Here is a 19,336-nt window from a genome sequence, read left to right as displayed (position 1 = left end):
GTGGCTTACCGGCGGCGCTTCACCATTCTCGGCTGCGGCTCGTCACCGGGCGTGCCCCGCATCACGGGCGACTGGGGTGCCTGCGATCCTGAAAACCCGAAAAACGGACGCACCCGCGCCGCCTTCCTCGTCGAGCAGTTCGGTCCGGAGGGCGTGACGACCGTCGTCATCGATACCGGCCCGGATTTTCGCGCGCAGATGATCGCGGCAGGCGTCGAGAGCATCGATGCGGTGCTCTACACCCATCCGCATGCCGACCACATCCACGGTATCGACGATATCAGGGGCTTCGTGCTGCACAACCATCGGCAGGTGCCGATCTGGGCCGATGCCCCGACGATGGAGCGCATCCGCGAAGGGTTCGGCTACTGCCTGAAAACGCCGGCCGGCAGCATGTATCCGCCAATCGTGACGGAGAACCTGATCGAGCCGAAAGATACGCCGGTGACGATCCATGGGCGAGGGGGTTCCATAACCTTCCAGCCCCATCTTCAGGTGCACGGTTCCATCCACTCGCTGGGCTTCCGCATCGGCGATATCGCCTATTGCCCTGACGTCAGCGATTTTCCGGAAGAGACCGTGCCGCGTCTTGAAAACCTCGACGTGCTGATCGTCGATGCGCTGCAATACCGCTATCATTCCAGCCACCTGTCACTCAGCCAGGCGCTGGAATGGATCGAGCGGCTGAAGCCGAAGCGCGCGATCCTGACCCATATGCATGTGCCGCTCGATTACGACACCGTGCAAAAGGAAACGCCTGAACATGTTGAACCGGCGTTTGATGGTCTTAGTTTCGAGATCGACGTTTCGGACGATCAGGCGAAATAGGGTTTCAGGTTTTTCCGGATGCGCTCCAGCACCGTCGCGCCCGAGAGGTCGGGCGTAAAAATCTTGCCGGTGATCTGCTCATAGGCCTGGATATAGACCTTGGAGGTCTGCTCGACGAGATCGCGCGGGATTTCCGGGATCGAATCCTTGTAGGGATCGCAGCGCTCGGTGACCCAAGCGCGCACGAAATCCTTGTCGAAGCTCGCCGGCCGGCCGCCTTCGGCAAAGCTCTTCTCGTAGCTCTCGGCTATCCAGTAGCGGCTTGAATCCGGCGTGTGGATCTCGTCGGCCAGCACGATGCGGCCGTCCGTGTCCGTCCCGAACTCGTATTTGGTGTCGACGAGTATCAGGCCGCGCTCGGCCGCACGGGCCTGGCCGCGTGCAAACAGCGCCAGCGCATAGCGCGACACCGTTTCCCATTGCTCGGCCGTCAGCAGGCCTTGCGCGAGGATTTCCTCGCCGGACAGCGGCTCGTCATGGCCGCCGTCGAAGGCCTTGCTGGTCGGTGTGATGATCGGCTCGGGCAGCTTCGCGTTGTCGCGCAGGCCATCCGGCAGCGTGATGCCGTACATCGCGCGCTCGCCCTTGCGATATTTCGTCAGGATCGACGTGCTGGTAGTGCCGGCGAGATAGCCGCGCACGATGATTTCGACCGGCAGGATATCGAGCCGCGTGCCGATCACGACATTCGGATCCGGATAGGACCGGACATGGTTCGGGCAGATATCGGCGGTTTCCTCGAACCAGTAGCGCGCCGTCTGCGTCAGCACTTCGCCCTTGAAGGGAATGGCCGTCAGGACGACGTCGAAGGCGCTGAGGCGGTCGGTGGCGATGATGATACGGCTGCCATCGGCGAGATCGTAATTCTCGCGGACTTTGCCATTGTAGCGGTTGGGCAGTTCCGGGATATGTGCGTCGGAGAGAATGCGCAGATCGCTCATCGTGGCTGGCTTTCGCTGTTGGTTCCGTCTGCCGTTTCGCTTACGGCTGCGGGTGGTTCCGGGTCAAGGTACAAACCGGATTTCCAGGGCTTTTCCGGCCTCTTGGCGTTCGTATTAGTTCCATAATCTATATTATATGACCTATGTGTTGCGGTGAAATGAACATGATTTTCGCCGTGAACGTTCCCCGGCCCGCTGTCGACTATGGCCGGCAAACCATAGTAGTTTGTCGCTCCCACCGCATCCCAGACAGCGATACCGATATGACCGATATTCCCGTGCTCGAAACCGGCCGCCTCATCCTGCGTGGCTTTCAACCCGGCGATCTCGACGCCATGACCGCCATGTGGGCCTTGCCCGATGTCGTGCGCTATATCGGTGGCGTGCCGCTGACGCGCGAACAATCCTGGACGCGGCTGCTGCGCCATATCGGCATGTGGCACGTCATGGGCTTCGGCTTCTGGGTCGTCACGGACAAGGCCACCGGCCGCCTCATCGGCGAAGCCGGGTTTCATGAAATGCGTCGCGAGATGAGCCCCAGTATCGAGAATACGCTGGAAGCCGGCTGGGGCCTGCTGCCGGAAATGCATGGCCAAGGCTATGCCAGCGAGGCGCTGGGGGCCATGGCCGCCTGGGCTGCGCAGAACTATCCCGGCATGCCGATCACCTGCATCATCGACCCGGAGAATACCGCCTCACTGACGCTCGCTGCCCGGCACGGTTTTGAGGAAACCGCCCGCGCGATCTATCAAGGCTCCGAGGTCGTAATCCTAAGCAAAACAGCCGCCCGATAGGCGATGTGTGCGCCGTACTCCAACATTAAGACTTTAACAAAATTAAGCATCTTTATGTTTATGAAAGGATTTTATAATCTACAAACCACTTTAAGCTCTTCGCGCCACACCAGAAGCGTTTTGCACTTTCCTGTGTTATCCTGCCGTCATCGAAACGGGAGTGTGCGCCATGAGATTGCCTGTCGCCGTGTTTCTTTGCGTTTCCCTGCCTTTGTTTGCGCATGCGGAAGAGCCTGTCGATACAGCGCAGGGCATCATTCAAAACCAGATTACCGCCTTCCTGAACGACGATGCGAAGACGGCCTACTCCTTCGCCTCGCCCACGATCCGCGGAAAATTCCCGAACGAGACCACGTTCTTCGACATGGTCAAGAAGGGCTATGCGCCGGTCTACCGTCCGGGCAACTTCGCCTTCGGCCGGTCCAAGGTGGAGGGCGACATGGTGGTGCAGGAGGTGCTGATTTCGGGACCTGACGGCAAGGACTGGACGGCGCTCTACCAGCTCCTGAAGCAGCCGGATGGCAGCTACAAGATCAACGGCGTGCACATGGTACACGCCGCGCCCGGCCCGGAAATCTGATCCGCAACATTAAAGGGGAGCGAGATCGCCCCTCGCCCATTCTTCCTGCGTCTCCGCCATGAAGTCGGCAAAGCGGCCTTCCTCGATCGCCTTGCGGATGCCAGCCATCAGGTCCTGGTAGTAGGAGAGATTGTTCCAGGTCAAAAGCATGCCGCCGAGGGATTCATTGGCACGGACGAGATGGTGCAGGTAGGCGCGCGAATAATCGCGCGCGGCCGGGCAGTTCGATTCCTCGTCGAGCGGACGCATGTCCTCCGCGTGGCGGGCATTTCGCAGGTTGATGCGGCCGCGGCGGGTGAAGGCCAGGCCATGGCGGCCGGAGCGGGTCGGCATCACACAGTCGAACATATCGACGCCGCGCGCGACGGATTTCAGCATGTCGTCCGGGGTGCCGACACCCATCAGGTAACGCGGCTTTTCGAAGGGCATGTGCGGGATGACCGTGTCGATCATGTCGAGCATGACCTCCTGCGGCTCACCCACCGCAAGGCCGCCGATGGCGTAGCCCTTGAGGTTCAGGTCGGCGAGTGCCTGTGCCGAGCGTACGCGCAGATGCGCGATGTCGCCGCCCTGAACGATGCCGAACATCGCCTTGCCCGGCTGGTCACCGAAGGCCACCTTGCAGCGCTCGGCCCAGCGCAGCGACATTTCCATGGCGCGCTCGATTTCCTTGGGCGAGGCCGGCAGCGCCACGCATTCGTCGAGCTGCATCTGGATATCGCTGCCGAGCAGGCCCTGAATCTCGATCGAGCGCTCCGGCGACATGTGGTGCAGCGCGCCGTCGATATGGCTCTTGAAGGTCACGCCCTGTTCGTCGAGCTTGCGCAGGCCGGACAGCGACATGACCTGGAAGCCGCCCGAGTCGGTGAGGATCGGATGCGGCCAGCGGATGAGTTCGTGCAGGCCGCCAAGACGCGCGACGCGCTCCGGGCCGGGGCGCAGCATCAGGTGATAGGTGTTGCCGAGAATGATGTCGGCCCCGAGTTCGCGTACCTGGTCGAGATACATCGCCTTGACCGTGCCCACCGTGCCGACGGGCATGAAGGCCGGCGTGCGGATGGTGCCGCGCGGCATGGAGACCTCGCCGCGGCGGGCCTTGCCATCGGTGGCGAGAAGCTTGAACTCAAAAGTTTCGGTCATCGGTGGTCCCGGAAAAGCAGGCTGGAGTCGCCGTAGGAATAGAAGCGGTAGCCGGTCGCGATGGCATGGTCGTAAGCGCCACGCATCGTCTCGAGGCCGGAAAAGGCCGAGACGAGCATGAAGAGCGTCGATTTCGGCAGATGGAAGTTTGTCATCAGGATATCGGCCGTGCGGAAACGGTAGCCGGGCGTGATGAAGATGCCCGTCGCACCCGACCACGGCTTGATCGTGCCGTCGGCGTCGGCCGCGCTTTCGAGCAGGCGCAGCGAGGTGGTGCCGACGGAGACGATGCGCCCGCCCCTCGCCTTCACGGCGTTGAGTGCTGCGGCGGTCTCTTCCGAGACATAGCCGATCTCCTCGTGCATGACGTGCTCGGTCGTATCGTCGGCCTTGACCGGCAGGAAGGTGCCGGCCCCGACATGCAGCGTCACGAAATGGCGTTCGACGCCGAGCGCATCCAGCTTTTCGAAGAGGGCGTCGGTGAAGTGTAGGCCGGCCGTGGGGGCTGCGACGGCACCCTCTTCACGCGCATAAATCGTCTGGTAATCCTTGCGGTCCAGCTCGTCTTCGGCGCGCTTGGAAGCGATATAGGGCGGCAGCGGGATATGGCCGACCGTGGCGATGGCGCGGTCGAGATCCGGGCCGGAGGCGTCGAAATGCAGGGTGACTTCGCCGCCCTCGCCTTTCTGCTCGACGCTGGCCGAAAGATTTTCGCCGAAAGTGATGCGGTCGCCGAGCTTGATGCGTTTGCCGGGCCTGGCAAAGGCCTTCCACCGGTCGCCGGCAATGCGCATGTGCAGCGTAGCCGACACCTTCTGGCCGCCCGCTCCTTCGCGATGGCGGATGCCTTCGAGTTGGGCGGGAATGACGCGCGTGTCGTTGAAAACAAGCGCATCGCCTGCCCTGAGCAGCGACGGCAGGTCGCCGACGGTATGATCTTCATAGAGCGTTGCATTGCCCGGCTGCACGACGAGAAGCTTTGCAGCCTCACGCGGTGTCACCGGGCGAAGCGCGATATTGTCTTCCGGCAGATCGAAATCGAAGAGGTCGACACGCATAGCAGGCCTCAGAGAAAGCGGATCATCAGCGCGCCGGCGACGAGCAGGATGGCGCCGCCGATGCGTCCGACGGAGATTTCGCGCACGGCCATGCCAAGGAAACCGATCCGATCCAGCAGGATACCGGCCAGCAGCTGGCCGGAGACGGCAAAGGCCATGACGGCGGCAGCGCCGATGCGCGGCGTCAGGAAGATGGCGGTGGTGACATAGACCGTGCCGAGCGCGCCGCCGGCGATATAGAGCCAGAGGTCCGGGCCCCGCCAATCCGGCGAGCGGCCTTCGAAGGATGCGGTGGCTGCGACAACCACAGCCAGAATGATGGCGCCCGACAGGAACGAGACGCAGGCAGCTGCCACCGGCATGCTCAGGCCGCGGCCGAGCATGGCATTGATAGGAGCCTGAATTGCGATGCACGCGCCGGCCGCGATGGCGAGCAGCGCCCAGAGGAAAGCAGCCATATCGCCGGTCCTTGAAAAGCGCACAAAGAAAAACCGCGCCCGCCGAAACGGACGCGGTCGAAATCGACGGCGTTCTATCAGGCCGCTACGTCGGCGGCAACCTTCATCGAGACGATGGTGTCAGGATCGCGCACCGGCTCGCCGCGCTTGATCTTGTCGATGTTTTCCATGCCTTCGATGACCTGGCCCCAGACCGAGTACTGCTTGTTGAGCCACGGGCTATCCGTGAAGCAGATGAAGAACTGCGAGTTGGCGGAGTTCGGCATCTGGCTGCGGGCCATCGAGCAGGTGCCGCGCACATGGCTCATGTTGGAGAATTCAGCCTTCAGGTCCGGCTTGTCGGAGCCGCCCATGCCGGCGCGGGCCGGGTTGAAGTCCTTGCCGCCGGTCTTGCCGTACTGCACGTCGCCCGTCTGGGCCATGAAGTCTTCGATGACGCGGTGGAAGACGACGCCGTCATAGGCGCCTTCACGCGCCAGTTCCTTGATGCGTGCCACGTGGCCCGGTGCGAGATCCGGAAGCAGCTGGATGACCACCTTGCCCTTGGTGGTTTCCATGATGATGGTGTTTTCCGGATCCTTGATCTCGGCCATGGTGTCTCTCCTTTAAAGTGTGACGCAAAAGGTGTGTCGCCGTTCTGCGATTACAACGGGCGACACACCAAAAAGTGGATTATTTGCCGACGGTGACCTTCACCATGCGGTCGGGATCCGTCACCGAGCCGTTGTTGGCGTCGTCGCCCAGCTTGATCTTGTCGACGTTCTCCATGCCGGAAACGACCTTGCCGACGACCGTGTACTGGCCATTCAGGAAGTCGCCGGGGGCGAACATGATGAAGAACTGCGAGTTGGCGGAGTTCGGATCCTGCGAACGGGCCATGCCAACCGTGCCGCGCTCGAACGGGATGTCGGAGAATTCCGCCGGCAGGTCCGGCTGGCTGGAACCGCCCGTGCCGGCAGCCTGCGCCTGATAGCCATCGGCCATATCGCCGTACTGCACGTCGCCGGTCTGCGCCATGAAGCCCTTGATCACGCGGTGAAAGGCGACATTGTCATATTCGCCGGCCGCGGCCAGCACCTTGATGCGCTCGGCATGCTTCGGCGCCTTGTCGTTCAGCTCGATGACGACGGGGCCGTCCTTCAGCTGGATCGTGATGAAATCGGCAGCCTGAGCGACGAATGCGCCGGTGGCGGTTGCCAGGAACAGGGCTCCTGCAAAGGCGGTACGAAGAATGTTCATGATAGCTCCCTTGAGGGGTTCAGGATGATTGGGCTCAGCCCTTCTGGCGGGCTTTGAGAGCCGCGAAGACGGGCGCCGGCACGAAAGCGCTGACATCGCCGCCCATGGCCGCGATCTGGCGGACCAATGTGGCGGTAATGGGCCGCGAGGCGACGCCTGCCGGCAGAAACACCGTCTGCACGTCGGACGCCATCTGGCGATTCATGCCGGCCATCTGCATTTCGTAATCGAGATCCGTGCCGTCGCGCAGACCCCGGATAAGGAGGCCCGCCTTGTGGCTACGTGCCGCATCGACCACCAGATTGGAGAAGGACACGACGCTGACATCCCCTGCCCGCTCCGGCAATGCTTCGGCGATGGAAAGACGGATCAGCTCGGCGCGTTCTTCGAAGGAAAACAGCGGTGTCTTGCCGGGGTGGATGCCGATCGCGACGATGACCTTGGGCGCGACGTTCAGCGCCTGCACGAGCACGTCGATATGGCCGTTGGTGATCGGATCGAAAGAGCCAGGATAGAAAGCGACTGTCATCGGCAGGGTCCCGTTTGCCGCCTTTTGTCATGGTCCGCCGTGATCCGCAAGGGTGCCCGCCGTCGCATCCCGAACTGTCCCCTGCCAAGACGATGAACCCGGGATGAACGGGTCGTTCAAGAGCATTTCAGCTGCACCATGCATAAATACCAGCATGGACGTCGGGAACAAAGGTCGCAATCGCGCATTTCCCCGACCGAACACAACGGAACAAGTAACGCGTTTCCTTAGGCTGGAAGGAATACGAAAATGGCACTCGCTCTACTCTGCATGACCATGTTCATTGCGCTTAGCGTGGCGACGATCCATGCGCTTCGCGAAGAGGATCGCCCGGCCGCTTCGAAGCTCGCGGCGCGCGGCAAGTGGCTGCGCTGAGCGAGGACACAACCATGGTCGGTCTCACCATTCTTTTCACAGTCTTCATAAGCGTGGTCTTCACCTTCGACTTCACGCGCACGATCCTCGACCTGAAGCGGGATCGCGCGGTGCTGAAAGCCACAAAGCTGAAAACAGAAGCAGGCGGCTTCGGCGTCTAAAGCGCCCCCTTGCCGCCGACCCTGCGGGTGGCCTTTCCTCCGGGCTACCCGCAATAAATGAAAAGCCGGACGGTCGTTCCCTGCCCGTCCGGCTTTTTCGTGTCTTGATGTGGCGAGGATGTTATGCCTCGCCCTCGCCTGCATCGCCGGCCTGAACGTTACCGTCGGCTACTGCCGCTTCCGCCTCGATCTCGGCGTCTTCATCGCCTTCCGGCTCGCTGATGCGTTCGACGGAGACCACCTTCTCGTCCTTGGCGGTCGAGAAGATCGTGACGCCCTTCGTGGCGCGGCTTGCGATGCGGATGCCATCGACCGGTACGCGGATGAGCTGCCCGCCGTCGGAGACCAGCATCAGCTGGTTCTTCTCCTCGACCGGGAAGGCGGCGACGAGTTCACCGATCTCATTGGTCTTGGAGGTGTCGGTGGCGCGGATGCCCTTGCCGCCACGGCCCGAGGTGCGGAAGTCGTAGGACGAGGAGCGCTTGCCGAAGCCCTTCTGCGAGACGGTCAGAACGAACTGTTCCTGCGCCTTGAGCGCCTGATAGCGCTCCTCGGAGAGATCACCGATCTCGCCGATCTCCTCGCCGACCAATGCGATATCCTCCTCATCGACACCGCTCGCGCGGCGCTCGGTGGCGGAGCGCTTGAGATAGGCGGCACGTTCCCACGGTTCGGCATCGACGTGGCTTACGATTGTCATCGAGATTATGCGGTCGCCGGCACCCAGATTGATGCCGCGCACGCCGACCGAGTTGCGGCCGGCGAAGACGCGCACGTCATCGACCGGGAAGCGTATGCACTGGCCGAGCGCCGTCGTCAGGAGAACGTCGTCCTGCTCGGTGCAGGTCTCGACGTTGAGGATCTCATCGCCCTCTTCCTCCAGCTTCATCGCAATCTTGCCGTTACGGTTGACCTGGACGAAGTCGGACAGCTTGTTGCGGCGTACCGTGCCGCGGGTCGTCGAGAACATGACGTCGAGGTTTTCCCACGTCGCCTCGTCCTCGGGCAGCGGCATGATGGTGGTGATGCGTTCGCCGGGCTCGATCGGAAGCATGTTGATCAGCGCCTTGCCCTTGGACTGCGGCGTGCCGATCGGCAGGCGCCAGACCTTCTCCTTATAGACGATGCCGCGCGAGGAGAAGAACAGGACCGGCGTGTGCGTGTTGGCAACGAACAGGCGGGTCGCGAAATCCTCGTCCTTCATGGCCATGCCCGAGCGGCCCTTGCCGCCGCGACGCTGCGCGCGATAGGTCGCGAGCGGCACGCGCTTGACATAGCCGGCATGCGAGACCGTCACGACCATGTCCTCGCGGGCGATGAGGTCCTCGTCGTCCATGTCGGGACCGCCCTCGGCGATCTCGGTACGGCGCGGCGTGCCGAACTCGTCGCGCACGGCAATGAGCTCGTCCTTGACGATGGTCATGATGCGCAGGCGCGAGGAGAGGATATCGAGGTAATCCTTGATCTCCTCGCCGATCTTGTTCAGTTCCTCGTCGATTTCATCGCGACCGAGCGCCGTCAGGCGGGCGAGACGCAGTTCGAGGATCGCACGGGCCTGCTCTTCGGAGAGATTGTAGGTCAGGTCCTCATTGATGCGGTGGCGCGGATCGTCGATGAGCTTGATCAGCACGTCGACGTCCTTGGCCGGCCACCGGCGCTCCATCAACTGCTCGCGCGCCGTCTGCGGATCGGGCGCGCGGCGGATGAGGGCGATCACCTCGTCGATATTGGCAACCGCGATGGCGAGACCGACCAAGACATGGGCGCGGTCGCGCGCCTTGCGCAGCAGGTACTTCGTGCGGCGGCTGACGACTTCCTCGCGGAAGGAGACGAAGGCGCGCAGCATGTCGAGCAGCGTCATCAGCTCCGGCTTGCCGCCGTTCAGCGCCACCATGTTGCAGCCGAAGGAGGTCTGCAGCGGCGTGTAGCGATAGAGCTGGTTCAGGATGACATCGGCATTGGCATCGCGCTTCAGCTCGATGACGACACGGTAGCCGTCGCGGTCGGATTCGTCGCGCAGATCGGAAATGCCCTCGATGCGCTTGTCGCGCACCAGTTCGGCCATCTTCTCGATCATCGTCGCCTTGTTCACCTGGAAGGGAACTTCCGTGATGATGATCTGCTCACGGTCGCCGCGCATCGGCTCGATGGTGGCGCGGCCGCGCATGACGACAGAGCCGCGGCCGGTCTCATAGGCCTGGCGGATGCCGGCGCGGCCGAGGATCAGAGCGCCGGTCGGGAAGTCCGGACCCGGAATGTGCTGCATCAGGTCGAGCAACTCGATTGCCGGATTGTCGATCAGCGCGATACAGCCGTTGATGACCTCGGCGAGATTGTGCGGCGGGATGTTGGTCGCCATGCCGACGGCGATGCCGCCCGCGCCGTTGACCAGCAGGTTCGGGAACTTCGCGGGAACGACAACGGGCTCGCTCATCGTGCCGTCGTAGTTGTCGCGGAAGTTGACCGTTTCCTTGTCGAGGTCGTCGAGCAGCGAGTGCGCGGCCTTCTCAAGGCGGCATTCGGTGTAACGCTGTGCCGCCGGCGGGTCGCCGTCGATGGAACCGAAATTGCCCTGGCCGTCGATCAGCGGCAGGCGGAGCGACCAGTCCTGCGCCATGCGCGCCAAGGCGTCGTAGATCGCCGAGTCGCCGTGCGGATGGTATTTACCCATCACGTCACCGGTCACGCGGGCCGACTTCACGTATTTCTTGTTCCAGTCGACGCCCATCTCGCTCATCGAGTAGAGGATGCGCCGGTGCACGGGCTTCAGGCCGTCGCGCACATCGGGCAGCGCGCGCGACACGATTACGCTCATGGCGTAGTCGAGATAGGACCGCTGCATTTCCTCGATGATGGAAATCGGCTCAATGCCGGGAGTCTTGCCGCCGGGTGTCGATTGTTCTGTCAATTTCGGTCACGATCGTTGTTCAGAATCAGATGCAATTTTATAGCCTACCGAGGCTGGAAGCGCCAATTTCACCAGGGGTTGTGAACAGGCTTTTCCCAGGAAATCCGCCAATTTGCGCATTTTCATGGCCACTTTCCGGCCACCCTTCCCTTCCTCTCCACGCTCGCCTAACAATGGGGCGGCAAGGCCGTCGAAAACGGCCGCTCAACGGCGAGGGGAACGCCTGACATGCTCAATATCGATCTCGTGGTCAACGCGATCACGACCCTGCTCGTGACCATCGATCCGCCCGGCCTCGCGCCGATCTTCCTCGGCCTCACGGTGGGCATGACGCGGCCGCAGCGCAAGCAGGTGGCGTTGCGCGGCTCCATCATCGCGTTCTGCATCCTTGCCGTCTTCGCGCTGACGGGTGCGGGCGTGCTGTCGCTGCTCGGCATCTCCATCGGCGCCTTCCGCATCGCCGGCGGCCTGCTACTCTTCTGGATCGCCTTCGAGATGATTTTCGAGCGCCGCAACGAGCGCAAGGAGAAGACCAGCGAGGTGGCGATCACCCGCGATCACATCCACAACATCGCCGTCTTCCCGCTCGCTTTGCCGCTGATTGCCGGCCCCGGCGCGATCTCCGCGACGATCCTGCTCTCCGGCTCCTTCCCCTCCGCTCTGGAGCGCTCCGCCCTCATCGGCGTGCTCGCGCTCTGCATCGGCATCCTGTTCCTGGCGCTGGTCATCGCCGACCGCATCGACCGCTTCCTCGGCAACACCGGCCGCGCCATCCTGACACGCCTGCTCGGTGTGATCCTGGCGGCGCTGGCGGTGCAGTTCGTCGTGGACGGGGTGAAGTCGGCCTTCGCGCTTTGACAGCTTTCCGGAGCTCGCACGGACCCGCAACGTCTAGGGATTGTCTGGAAACCATTTGGCGATAGCCGGCATATTTTCCTCGAAACCACCGGGCAGGAAGATGTTGAGCAGGCCGACCCGCTCGTCCGTCCGGTTCTCGAATTCGTGCATCACGGTTGCCGGAATGCGTACGAAACTGCCGGCCGGCGCCTCCAGCCAGTCCTCGCCGGCCAGAATGCTCGCCACGCCCGAAAGCACGTAGAAGAGCTCGACATTCTCCTCATGGGAATGCGCACCCGGTCCCGGCGTCCTCGGCTCCAGCCACCATTCGGAAACGCAATAGGCATTGTCCGTCTCGCCGTGATCGGCCTTGAAGACCGCACTCATGCGCCCGAGCGGATAGGTTCGCCCCTCGCCCGGCCGGAGGAAAAGTACGTCCGTCCCGGTCTTTTCCATGCACCCGCCGCGCCTCCCGCGCACCCTTTCACCCCGTCCGCACCAAAGAAAAAGGCCGGCGCTTTGCCGGCCTTTGTCCGTTCTCAGAACGGAATGTCGTCATCCATATCGCGTGATAGCGAACCGCCGCCACTACCGCCCGAACGGTTGCCGCCTCCGCTGCTGCTGCCACCGCCCGAAGCGGGCCGCGAGCCGTAATCGTCATAGCTCGGCGCGCCGCCGCCGAAATCGCCGCCGCCACGGCTTGCACCACCACCTTCGCCACGGCCATCCAGCATAGTAAGCGTCGAGTTGAAGCCCTGCAGCACGATTTCCGTCGAATAACGGTCGTTGCCGTTCTGGTCCTGCCACTTGCGGGTCTGCAGCGCGCCTTCGATATAGAGCTTGGCGCCCTTCTTCACATATTGTTCGACGACCTTGCACAGGCCTTCATTGAAGACGACGACGGTGTGCCATTCGGTCTTCTCGCGGCGCTCGCCGCTGTTGCGGTCGCGCCAGGTTTCCGAAGTCGCGATGCGCAGGTTGGCGATCGGTGTGCCGGATTGCGTGCGCCGGATTTCCGGATCCGCACCCACATTCCCGATCAAGATCACCTTGTTGACGCTTCCAGCCATACCCGTACTTCCCGTTGTCGCGCCGGGCATCTGGCGCCCGACATCTTTTCACTACACGAATGCGCCATCTTATCGGCTGCCGCGCCGCCGCGCCGCCCCGCAAAAGGAATAATCCACAGATCAATTGCGAAATTTCGTTCTTTTTTTGTTCTAATAATTCCCTACACTCTTGTCAACCGAATCGGAAACGGGCACGGAATCTTCTGACCGCGCGATGGACAGGCCTCGATCAATCCCTACATAGGGGCCTACCCCTTTTAAGAATGCGCAACGACTTCTGACGCTGGATACCATGAGCGAACTCAAGACCATTTCCATTCGCGGCGCACGCGAACACAATCTCAAGGGCATCGATCTCGACCTGCCCCGCAACAAGCTGATCGTAATGACCGGGCTTTCGGGCTCCGGCAAATCGTCGCTTGCCTTCGACACGATCTATGCCGAGGGCCAGCGCCGCTATGTCGAGAGCCTGTCGGCCTATGCGCGCCAGTTCCTCGAGATGATGCAGAAGCCGGACGTCGACCAGATCGACGGTCTGTCGCCGGCCATTTCCATCGAGCAGAAGACGACCTCGAAGAACCCGCGCTCGACCGTCGGCACGGTCACCGAGATCTACGACTACATGCGCCTGCTTTTTGCGCGCGTCGGCGTGCCGTATTCGCCGGCGACGGGCCTGCCGATCGAAAGCCAGACGGTCAGCCAGATGGTCGACCGCATCATCGATTTCGGCGAAGGCACGCGCCTCTATATCCTCGCGCCCATCGTGCGCGGCCGCAAGGGCGAGTACAAAAAGGAACTCGCCGAGCTCATGAAAAAGGGCTTTCAGCGCGTCAAGGTCGACGGTCAGTTTTACGAGATCGCCGACGTACCCGCCCTCGACAAGAAGTACAAACATGACATCGACGTGGTGGTCGACCGCGTCGTTGTGCGTGCCGATCTTTCCTCGCGCCTCGCCGACAGTATCGAAACCTGCCTGAAGCTCGCCGATGGCCTCGCCATCGCCGAATTCGCCGATAAGCCGCTGCCCGTCGAGGAAACGTCGGCCGGCGGCTCGGCCAACAAGTCGCTGAACGAGACGCATGAGCGTGTCATGTTCTCCGAAAAATTCGCCTGCCCGGTGTCCGGCTTCACCATCCCGGAAATCGAGCCGCGGCTGTTCTCGTTCAACAACCCCTTCGGCGCCTGCCCGACCTGCGACGGCCTCGGCAGCCAGCAGAAGATCGACCCGGACCTCATCGTGCCGGAAACCGAACGCACGCTGCGCGACGGCGCCATCGCGCCCTGGGCCAAGTCCTCTTCGCCCTATTACAACCAGACGCTGGAAGCGCTCGGCGCCGCCTATGGCTTCAAGCTTTCCAACCGCTGGTCGGAACTGTCGGAAAAGGCGCAGAACGCCATCCTGAAGGGCACGGACGAGAAGATCGAGTTCAACTACAAGGATGGCGCGCGCTCCTACAAGACGGTCAAGACCTTCGAAGGCATCGTGCCGAACCTCGAGCGCCGCTGGAAGGAAACGGATTCAGCCTGGTCGCGCGAGGAAATCGAGCGCTACATGTCGGCCGCGCCCTGCCCGGCCTGCGCCGGCTATCGCCTGAAGCCCGAGGCGCTGGCGGTCAAGATCAACAAGCTGCATATCGGCGAGACGACGGCCATGTCGATCCGTGTCGCCCGCGACTGGTTCGAGGCGCTGCCGGAGCACCTCAACGCCAAGCAGAACGAGATCGCGGTGCGCATTCTCAAGGAAATCCGCGAGCGCCTGCGGTTCCTGAACGATGTCGGCCTAGAATATCTTTCGTTGTCGCGCAATTCCGGCACGCTGTCGGGCGGCGAAAGCCAGCGCATCCGGCTGGCGTCGCAGATCGGCTCCGGCCTGACGGGCGTGCTCTATGTGCTTGACGAGCCATCGATCGGCCTGCACCAGCGAGACAATGCGCGCCTGCTCGATACGCTCAGGCATCTCCGCGACATCGGCAACACCGTCATCGTCGTCGAGCATGACGAGGACGCGATCCTGACGGCGGATTATGTCGTCGATATCGGTCCCGCCGCCGGCATCCACGGTGGTGAGGTCATCGCGCAGGGCACGCCCGGCGAGGTCATCGCCAATCCGGCCTCGCTGACGGGGAAATATCTCTCCGGCGAACTCTCCGTCGCGGTGCCCGCCGAGCGCCGCAAGCCGAAGAAGAAAAAGGAAATCAAGGTCGTCGGCGCCCGCGCCAACAACCTGAAGAACGTCACGGCCTCCATTCCGCTCGGCGTCTTCACGGCGGTCACGGGCGTTTCCGGCGGCGGCAAGTCGACCTTCCTGATCGAGACGCTCTATAAGTCGGCCGCCCGCCGCATCATGGGCGCCCGTGAAATCCCCGCCGAGCACGAGCGCATCGACGGCTTCGAATATATCGACAAGGTCATCGATATCGACCAGTCGCCGATCGGCCGCACGCCGCGCTCCAACCCGGCGACCTATACCGGTGCCTTCACGCCGATCCGCGACTGGTTCGCCGGCCTGCCGGAGGCCAAGGCGCGCGGCTACCAGCCGGGCCGCTTCTCGTTCAACGTCAAGGGCGGCCGCTGCGAGGCCTGCCAGGGCGACGGCGTCATCAAGATCGAGATGCACTTTCTGCCCGACGTCTATGTCACCTGCGACGTCTGCCACGGCAAGCGCTACAATCGCGAGACGCTCGACGTGGCCTTCAAGGGCAAGTCGATCGCCGACGTGCTGGACATGACCGTCGAGGAAGGCGTCGAGTTCTTCGCCGCCGTGCCCGCCGTGCGTGACAAGCTGGTCACGCTGAACCAGGTCGGTCTCGGCTATATCAAGGTCGGCCAACAGGCGAACACGCTGTCGGGTGGTGAAGCGCAGCGCGTCAAGCTCGCCAAGGAACTGTCGAAGCGCTCCACCGGCCGTACGCTCTACATTCTCGATGAGCCGACGACCGGCTTGCACTTCCATGACGTGGCGAAGCTGCTGGAGGTGCTGCACGAACTGGTCAATCAGGGCAACTCCGTCGTCGTCATCGAGCACAATCTGGAAGTCATCAAGACCGCTGACTGGATCATCGACTTCGGCCCCGAAGGCGGCGATGGCGGCGGCGAGGTAATTGCCGAGGGCACGCCGGAAGATGTCGTGAAGGTCGAGCGCTCCTATACCGGCCAGTTCCTGAAGGAGCTGCTGGAGCGTCGTCCGATCAAGAAGATCGCGGCGGAGTAGCCGGATGATCCTGATCGGCCAGTACGATTCGTCCTATGTGCGCCGTGTCGGGATCGCGCTCAGGCTCTACGATCTCCCGTTCGAACACCGGCCCTGGTCGGTGTTCAGCGAGGGCGAGAAGGTTCAGGCGGTCAATCCGCTGATGCGGGTGCCGACGCTGGTGCTCGACGATGGCGAGGTGGTGGCCGACAGCAACTCTATCCTCGATTATCTCGACGGCCTCGTACCGGCGGAGAAGCGGCTTTTGCCACAGGTCGAGCCGGAGCGCCGTCAGGTTCTGAAGGTGATGACCTTTGCGACCGGTTTCGCCGACAAGGGCATCAGCCTTTTCTACGAGCTTCATCTGCACGAGACACCGTCGGCCTACTTCGCCGAGCGTTGCCGTTCACAAATCCTGACGGTGCTTGCTGCGCTGGAGGACGAGCGCGCTAAGCGGTCCGGAATATTCTGGTTCGGGCGGATCACCCATGCCGATATCGCCGTCGCCTGCGCCTGGCGGCATATGCGCGAGGCGCATCCGGGCCTCATCGACCCGGCCGCCTATCCCGCGCTCGCAAACCATTGCGCCGGCATGGAGGCCCTGCCGGTGTTCCAGGAGATTTCCCAGCCTTTCATCGCGCCCGCCTGATCGGCGCGCCGCCATCCGTCTGTCGAGGAGAACTGACATGAGCACATCCGGCACCATCAGAACCGGCATCGGCGGCTGGACCTTCGATCCGTGGGAAGGCACGTTTTATCCGGAAAAGCTGACAAAGAAGCGGCAGCTGGAATTTGCCAGCCGCGAGCTTGCGGCCATCGAGGTCAACGGCACCTATTACGGCTCACAGAAGCCGGAAACCTTCGCCAAATGGGCCTCCGAAGTGCCCGACGGTTTCATCTTCTCGCTGAAGGCCAGCCGCTTCACGACCAATCGCAAGGTTCTGGCTGATGGCGGTGAATCCGTCGAAAAGTTTTTGACGCAGGGCCTCACGGAACTCGGCGATCATCTCGGCCCGATCCTCTGGCAGTTCCCGCCGACGAAGAAATTCGAGCCCGACGATTTCGAGGGCTTCTTGAAACTGCTGCCGGAAAAGCTCGATGGCCTGACGCTGAAGCACGCGCTGGAAGTGCGCAACGAGACGTTCATGACGCCGGAATTCGCCGCTTTGGCCCGTAAATACAACGCGGCCATCGTCTATGCGCAGCACGAAGAATACCCTGAGATCGCCGATGTCACGGCCGATTTCGTCTATGCACGTCTGCAAAAAGGGTCCGACGACATCAAGACCTGCTATCCGGAAGACGCGCTCGACGAATGGGCCGGGCGGATCAAGGACTGGGCTGCCGGCGGCGAGCCGTCGGATCTGCCGAAGATCGCCCCCGACACGAAGCCGGCCAAGGTAGCGCGCGACGTCTTCGCCTTCTTCATCACATCGGGCAAGGTGAATGCGCCAAACGGCGCGCGGGAACTGCAAAAGCGCGTGCGCTGAGAAAACTCGATCCAGGCGGCAGCCGATGCCGCCTGGATCTGCTTCGCCTTGGGAGCACAAAAGCGGCGCGTCCCCGAACCGCACGGGTCCTATGGCAAATATAGGCCGCCCCTGCCTGTGGCCTGCTTACAGACACGAGTGCGTCGAGACGTTCAGTTCGAGCCTTCTCGACCGCACCAAAATAGAGTCATAGATCCACCCAGGCAGGAATGGCGGCCGACAGGTCTTCAGCGGTCAGCCCCTCGCCCGCGATCTGCCCAGCCTTGCCATGGCGCCAGACGGCGCTCGCGGCGGCCTCGAAGGTGGGCATGCCCTGCGCCAGATGGGCGCCGACGATGCCGGCCAGGACATCGCCGGAGCCGGCCGTCGCAAGCCATGGCGGGGCGTTGTCGTTGACGAGCACGCGGCCGTCAGGGGCGGCGATGACGGTATCGGCTCCCTTGAGGATGACGACGCCGTTGCTGCGGGCGGCGGCCTTGCGGGCACGGTCGATCTTGGAGAGCGTGGCGTCGTCGGCGAGATCGGGAAAGAGCCGGGCGAATTCGCCGTCATGCGGGGTGAGGACGAGCCGCGGGCTTTCCGTGGCAAAGAGGGAGAACAGAGCCTGCGGATCGTCGCGGAAGGCGCTGATGCCATCGGCATCCAGAACCAGCCGGTGATCCTGTTCGGCGAGCAGGCGAACATATCGCCTCGCCATGTCCGGATCGCCGAAGCCGGGGCCGAGCACGAAGGTTTTCAGCCGTTCGTCCTCCAGCAGTTTGGACAGGTCTTTTTCACCGTCGATGATCTTCAGCATGACGGCGGTCAGCTGGGCGGCATTGGCGGGTGCGGCCTCTTGCGGCGAGAGCACGGTGACGAGGCCGGCGCCGGCGCGAAGACCGGCCGCGGCGGACAGCCTTGCAGCGCCGGTGGCAACGGGCGGACCGGAAAACACGGCGAGATGGCCGCGGACATATTTGTGGGTCGCGCCGGTCTGCGCCGGCCGGGCCAGGTGCCAGATGGCCGGCCTGTTGACCCGCATATGGTCGCCATGCTGCGCGAGAAGGCGTCCGGGAATGCCGATGTCGAAGATTTCCAGTGCGCCGGCGCGATCTCTGCCGGGGAGCAGCAGATGGCCGGGCTTTCGGCACAGGAAGGTGACGGTCGCCTCGGCCTCGAAGGCAGCACCCCTCATCTGCCCCGTGCGCCCGTCGACGCCGGAGGGAAGATCGACGGCGAGCACGGCAATGGCGGCCTTGCGCACCGCATCGATAACGCGCGCCACCGCGTCGGGAACATTACGCGACAGGCCGGCGCCGAACAGGGCGTCGATGACGACATCGCCGGTGCGTGGCGCATAGCCCGAAAGCGGTGCAACGCGGCCGTGGAAGGCGGCGATGGCGATGGCGGCGTCGCCCGTAAGCGTGGTCGGGTCGCCGAGGGCGTGCACGGTCACCGTAGCCCCCGTGTCCATCAGCGCCCGCGCGGCGACATAGCCGTCGCCGCCATTGTTGCCGGGGCCGCAAAGCACGGCGAAACGCAGCGCGCCGGGATATCGGCGAAGGGCCGCCGCTGCGACGGCCTGGCCTGCCCGCTCCATGAGACCGTAGCTTGAAAGGCCCGATGCGGCGGCGACGCGGTCTATATGGCCCATATCCTCGGGCGTGACGATCAGCGTATCGATTTCCTGGTGCATGCCCCACCATGCCCGCAAAGGACAGGCGGAGACAAGCCCGGCGGCAAATCCATGCATTCGCTC

The 19,336-nt window shown here is 63.0% G+C and carries 20 protein-coding genes; 9 read left to right on the top strand and 11 right to left on the bottom strand.

Annotation, left to right across the window (positions count from 1 at the left end; all coding sequences use genetic code 11):
- A complete protein-coding gene (locus ACOZK4_RS14560) occupies window positions 1–828 on the top strand; it encodes an MBL fold metallo-hydrolase (protein ID WP_421592492.1) in 828 nt (275 codons plus the stop codon).
- Here ACOZK4_RS14560 and ACOZK4_RS14555 read toward each other — a convergent pair.
- Complete coding sequence (locus ACOZK4_RS14555) at window positions 816–1,760, bottom strand: phosphoribosylaminoimidazolesuccinocarboxamide synthase (RefSeq protein ID WP_421592552.1); 945 nt, start codon at window positions 1,758–1,760, stop codon at window positions 816–818. The two genes, ACOZK4_RS14560 and ACOZK4_RS14555, sit on opposite strands and share 13 nt — an antisense overlap.
- Window positions 1,761–2,032: 272 nt before the next feature.
- Between ACOZK4_RS14555 and ACOZK4_RS14550 the strand changes: the two genes are divergently transcribed.
- Both ACOZK4_RS14550 and ACOZK4_RS14545 read left to right on the top strand, forming a co-directional pair.
- On the top strand, window positions 2,033–2,563 hold the full coding sequence (locus ACOZK4_RS14550; protein WP_421592491.1) for a GNAT family N-acetyltransferase: 531 nt from the start codon (window positions 2,033–2,035) through the stop codon (window positions 2,561–2,563).
- 169 nt (window positions 2,564–2,732) lie between these two features.
- Window positions 2,733–3,143, top strand: a complete 411-nt coding sequence (locus ACOZK4_RS14545) for a DUF4864 domain-containing protein (RefSeq protein ID WP_421592490.1) — start codon at window positions 2,733–2,735, stop codon at window positions 3,141–3,143.
- Between the two features lie 9 nt (window positions 3,144–3,152).
- On the opposite strand, the gene tgt is transcribed toward ACOZK4_RS14545, so the two are convergent.
- The 6 genes from tgt to coaD all read right to left on the bottom strand — a co-directional run bounded on the left by tgt (window position 3,153) and on the right by coaD (window position 7,567).
- A complete protein-coding gene (gene tgt / locus ACOZK4_RS14540) occupies window positions 3,153–4,283 on the bottom strand; it encodes a tRNA guanosine(34) transglycosylase Tgt (protein WP_421592489.1) in 1,131 nt (376 codons plus the stop codon).
- On the bottom strand, window positions 4,280–5,341 hold the full coding sequence (gene queA / locus ACOZK4_RS14535) for a tRNA preQ1(34) S-adenosylmethionine ribosyltransferase-isomerase QueA (protein WP_421592488.1): 1,062 nt from the start codon (window positions 5,339–5,341) through the stop codon (window positions 4,280–4,282). The genes tgt and queA overlap by 4 nt, the downstream gene beginning before the upstream one ends.
- Window positions 5,342–5,349: 8 nt before the next feature.
- Entirely contained in the window at window positions 5,350–5,799 is a 450-nt protein-coding gene (locus ACOZK4_RS14530) for a DMT family transporter (protein WP_313530333.1), read from the bottom strand.
- A gap of 77 nt (window positions 5,800–5,876) precedes the next feature.
- Complete coding sequence (locus ACOZK4_RS14525) at window positions 5,877–6,392, bottom strand: peptidylprolyl isomerase (protein WP_421592487.1); 516 nt, start codon at window positions 6,390–6,392, stop codon at window positions 5,877–5,879.
- 79 nt (window positions 6,393–6,471) lie between these two features.
- A complete protein-coding gene (locus tag ACOZK4_RS14520) occupies window positions 6,472–7,038 on the bottom strand; it encodes a peptidylprolyl isomerase (protein ID WP_421592486.1) in 567 nt (188 codons plus the stop codon).
- Window positions 7,039–7,072: 34 nt separating this feature from the next.
- A complete protein-coding gene (coaD, locus tag ACOZK4_RS14515) occupies window positions 7,073–7,567 on the bottom strand; it encodes a pantetheine-phosphate adenylyltransferase (RefSeq protein WP_313530341.1) in 495 nt (164 codons plus the stop codon).
- Between the two features lie 249 nt (window positions 7,568–7,816).
- Here coaD and ACOZK4_RS14510 point away from each other — a divergent pair, with 249 nt between their 5' ends.
- Complete coding sequence (locus ACOZK4_RS14510) at window positions 7,817–7,942, top strand: hypothetical protein (RefSeq protein WP_280518833.1); 126 nt, start codon at window positions 7,817–7,819, stop codon at window positions 7,940–7,942.
- A gap of 14 nt (window positions 7,943–7,956) precedes the next feature.
- Window positions 7,957–8,103: a hypothetical protein gene (locus tag ACOZK4_RS14505; protein ID WP_421592485.1), complete on the top strand. Its 147-nt coding sequence runs from the start codon at window positions 7,957–7,959 to the stop codon at window positions 8,101–8,103.
- A gap of 121 nt (window positions 8,104–8,224) precedes the next feature.
- Here ACOZK4_RS14505 and gyrA read toward each other — a convergent pair whose 3' ends face one another.
- On the bottom strand, window positions 8,225–11,011 hold the full coding sequence (gene gyrA / locus ACOZK4_RS14500; protein WP_421592484.1) for a DNA gyrase subunit A: 2,787 nt from the start codon (window positions 11,009–11,011) through the stop codon (window positions 8,225–8,227).
- Between the two features lie 228 nt (window positions 11,012–11,239).
- Here gyrA and ACOZK4_RS14495 point away from each other — a divergent pair, with 228 nt between their 5' ends.
- Window positions 11,240–11,869 carry a MarC family protein gene (locus ACOZK4_RS14495; protein WP_421592483.1) on the top strand — a complete coding sequence of 210 codons (630 nt, stop codon included), beginning with the start codon at window positions 11,240–11,242 and terminating at the stop codon, window positions 11,867–11,869.
- Window positions 11,870–11,902: 33 nt separating this feature from the next.
- Here ACOZK4_RS14495 and ACOZK4_RS14490 read toward each other — a convergent pair whose 3' ends face one another.
- Window positions 11,903–12,304 (bottom strand): cupin domain-containing protein, encoded by a 402-nt coding sequence (locus ACOZK4_RS14490; protein WP_421592482.1) that lies wholly within the window; start codon window positions 12,302–12,304, stop codon window positions 11,903–11,905.
- Between the two features lie 83 nt (window positions 12,305–12,387).
- On the bottom strand, window positions 12,388–12,918 hold the full coding sequence (locus ACOZK4_RS14485) for a single-stranded DNA-binding protein (RefSeq protein WP_421592481.1): 531 nt from the start codon (window positions 12,916–12,918) through the stop codon (window positions 12,388–12,390).
- Between the two features lie 292 nt (window positions 12,919–13,210).
- Between ACOZK4_RS14485 and uvrA the strand changes: the two genes are divergently transcribed.
- From uvrA to ACOZK4_RS14470, 3 genes are read left to right on the top strand one after another with little or no spacing between them, the layout of a single operon-like run.
- Window positions 13,211–16,129 (top strand): excinuclease ABC subunit UvrA, encoded by a 2,919-nt coding sequence (uvrA, locus tag ACOZK4_RS14480; protein ID WP_421592480.1) that lies wholly within the window; start codon window positions 13,211–13,213, stop codon window positions 16,127–16,129.
- Between the two features lie 4 nt (window positions 16,130–16,133).
- The gene (locus tag ACOZK4_RS14475; protein ID WP_421592479.1) at window positions 16,134–16,757 is read left to right on the top strand and encodes a glutathione S-transferase family protein; all 624 of its coding nucleotides are present in this window, start codon (window positions 16,134–16,136) and stop codon (window positions 16,755–16,757) included.
- A gap of 37 nt (window positions 16,758–16,794) precedes the next feature.
- Entirely contained in the window at window positions 16,795–17,598 is an 804-nt protein-coding gene (locus tag ACOZK4_RS14470; protein WP_421592478.1) for a DUF72 domain-containing protein, read from the top strand.
- Window positions 17,599–17,785: 187 nt separating this feature from the next.
- On the opposite strand, the gene ACOZK4_RS14465 is transcribed toward ACOZK4_RS14470, so the two are convergent.
- Entirely contained in the window at window positions 17,786–19,273 is a 1,488-nt protein-coding gene (locus ACOZK4_RS14465; RefSeq protein WP_421592477.1) for an NAD(P)H-hydrate dehydratase, read from the bottom strand.
- Between the last annotated feature and the right edge of the window lie 63 nt (window positions 19,274–19,336).

Source organism: Shinella sp. M27 (genome assembly GCF_049199905.1).
GTDB lineage: Bacteria > Pseudomonadota > Alphaproteobacteria > Rhizobiales > Rhizobiaceae > Shinella.
Note: the sequence above shows the minus strand (reverse complement) of the source record. Positions and strands in the feature narration are given on the sequence as shown.

Excerpts from the sequence above, each read along its gene's own strand:
- ACOZK4_RS14550 (WP_421592491.1), top strand. The coding sequence starts at position 2,033 with ATGACCGATATTCCCGTGCTCGAAACCGGCCGCCTCATCCTGCGTGGC.
- ACOZK4_RS14545 (WP_421592490.1), top strand. The coding sequence starts at position 2,733 with ATGAGATTGCCTGTCGCCGTGTTTCTTTGCGTTTCCCTGCCTTTGTTT.
- tgt (WP_421592489.1), bottom strand. The coding sequence starts at position 4,283 with ATGACCGAAACTTTTGAGTTCAAGCTTCTCGCCACCGATGGCAAGGCC.
- queA (WP_421592488.1), bottom strand. The coding sequence starts at position 5,341 with ATGCGTGTCGACCTCTTCGATTTCGATCTGCCGGAAGACAATATCGCG.
- ACOZK4_RS14530 (WP_313530333.1), bottom strand. The coding sequence starts at position 5,799 with ATGGCTGCTTTCCTCTGGGCGCTGCTCGCCATCGCGGCCGGCGCGTGC.
- ACOZK4_RS14525 (WP_421592487.1), bottom strand. The coding sequence starts at position 6,392 with ATGGCCGAGATCAAGGATCCGGAAAACACCATCATCATGGAAACCACC.
- ACOZK4_RS14520 (WP_421592486.1), bottom strand. The coding sequence starts at position 7,038 with ATGAACATTCTTCGTACCGCCTTTGCAGGAGCCCTGTTCCTGGCAACC.
- coaD (WP_313530341.1), bottom strand. The coding sequence starts at position 7,567 with ATGACAGTCGCTTTCTATCCTGGCTCTTTCGATCCGATCACCAACGGC.
- ACOZK4_RS14510 (WP_280518833.1), top strand. The coding sequence starts at position 7,817 with ATGGCACTCGCTCTACTCTGCATGACCATGTTCATTGCGCTTAGCGTG.
- ACOZK4_RS14505 (WP_421592485.1), top strand. The coding sequence starts at position 7,957 with ATGGTCGGTCTCACCATTCTTTTCACAGTCTTCATAAGCGTGGTCTTC.
- ACOZK4_RS14495 (WP_421592483.1), top strand. The coding sequence starts at position 11,240 with ATGCTCAATATCGATCTCGTGGTCAACGCGATCACGACCCTGCTCGTG.
- ACOZK4_RS14490 (WP_421592482.1), bottom strand. The coding sequence starts at position 12,304 with ATGGAAAAGACCGGGACGGACGTACTTTTCCTCCGGCCGGGCGAGGGG.
- ACOZK4_RS14485 (WP_421592481.1), bottom strand. The coding sequence starts at position 12,918 with ATGGCTGGAAGCGTCAACAAGGTGATCTTGATCGGGAATGTGGGTGCG.
- uvrA (WP_421592480.1), top strand. The coding sequence starts at position 13,211 with ATGAGCGAACTCAAGACCATTTCCATTCGCGGCGCACGCGAACACAAT.
- ACOZK4_RS14475 (WP_421592479.1), top strand. The coding sequence starts at position 16,134 with ATGATCCTGATCGGCCAGTACGATTCGTCCTATGTGCGCCGTGTCGGG.
- ACOZK4_RS14470 (WP_421592478.1), top strand. The coding sequence starts at position 16,795 with ATGAGCACATCCGGCACCATCAGAACCGGCATCGGCGGCTGGACCTTC.
- ACOZK4_RS14465 (WP_421592477.1), bottom strand. The coding sequence starts at position 19,273 with ATGCACCAGGAAATCGATACGCTGATCGTCACGCCCGAGGATATGGGC.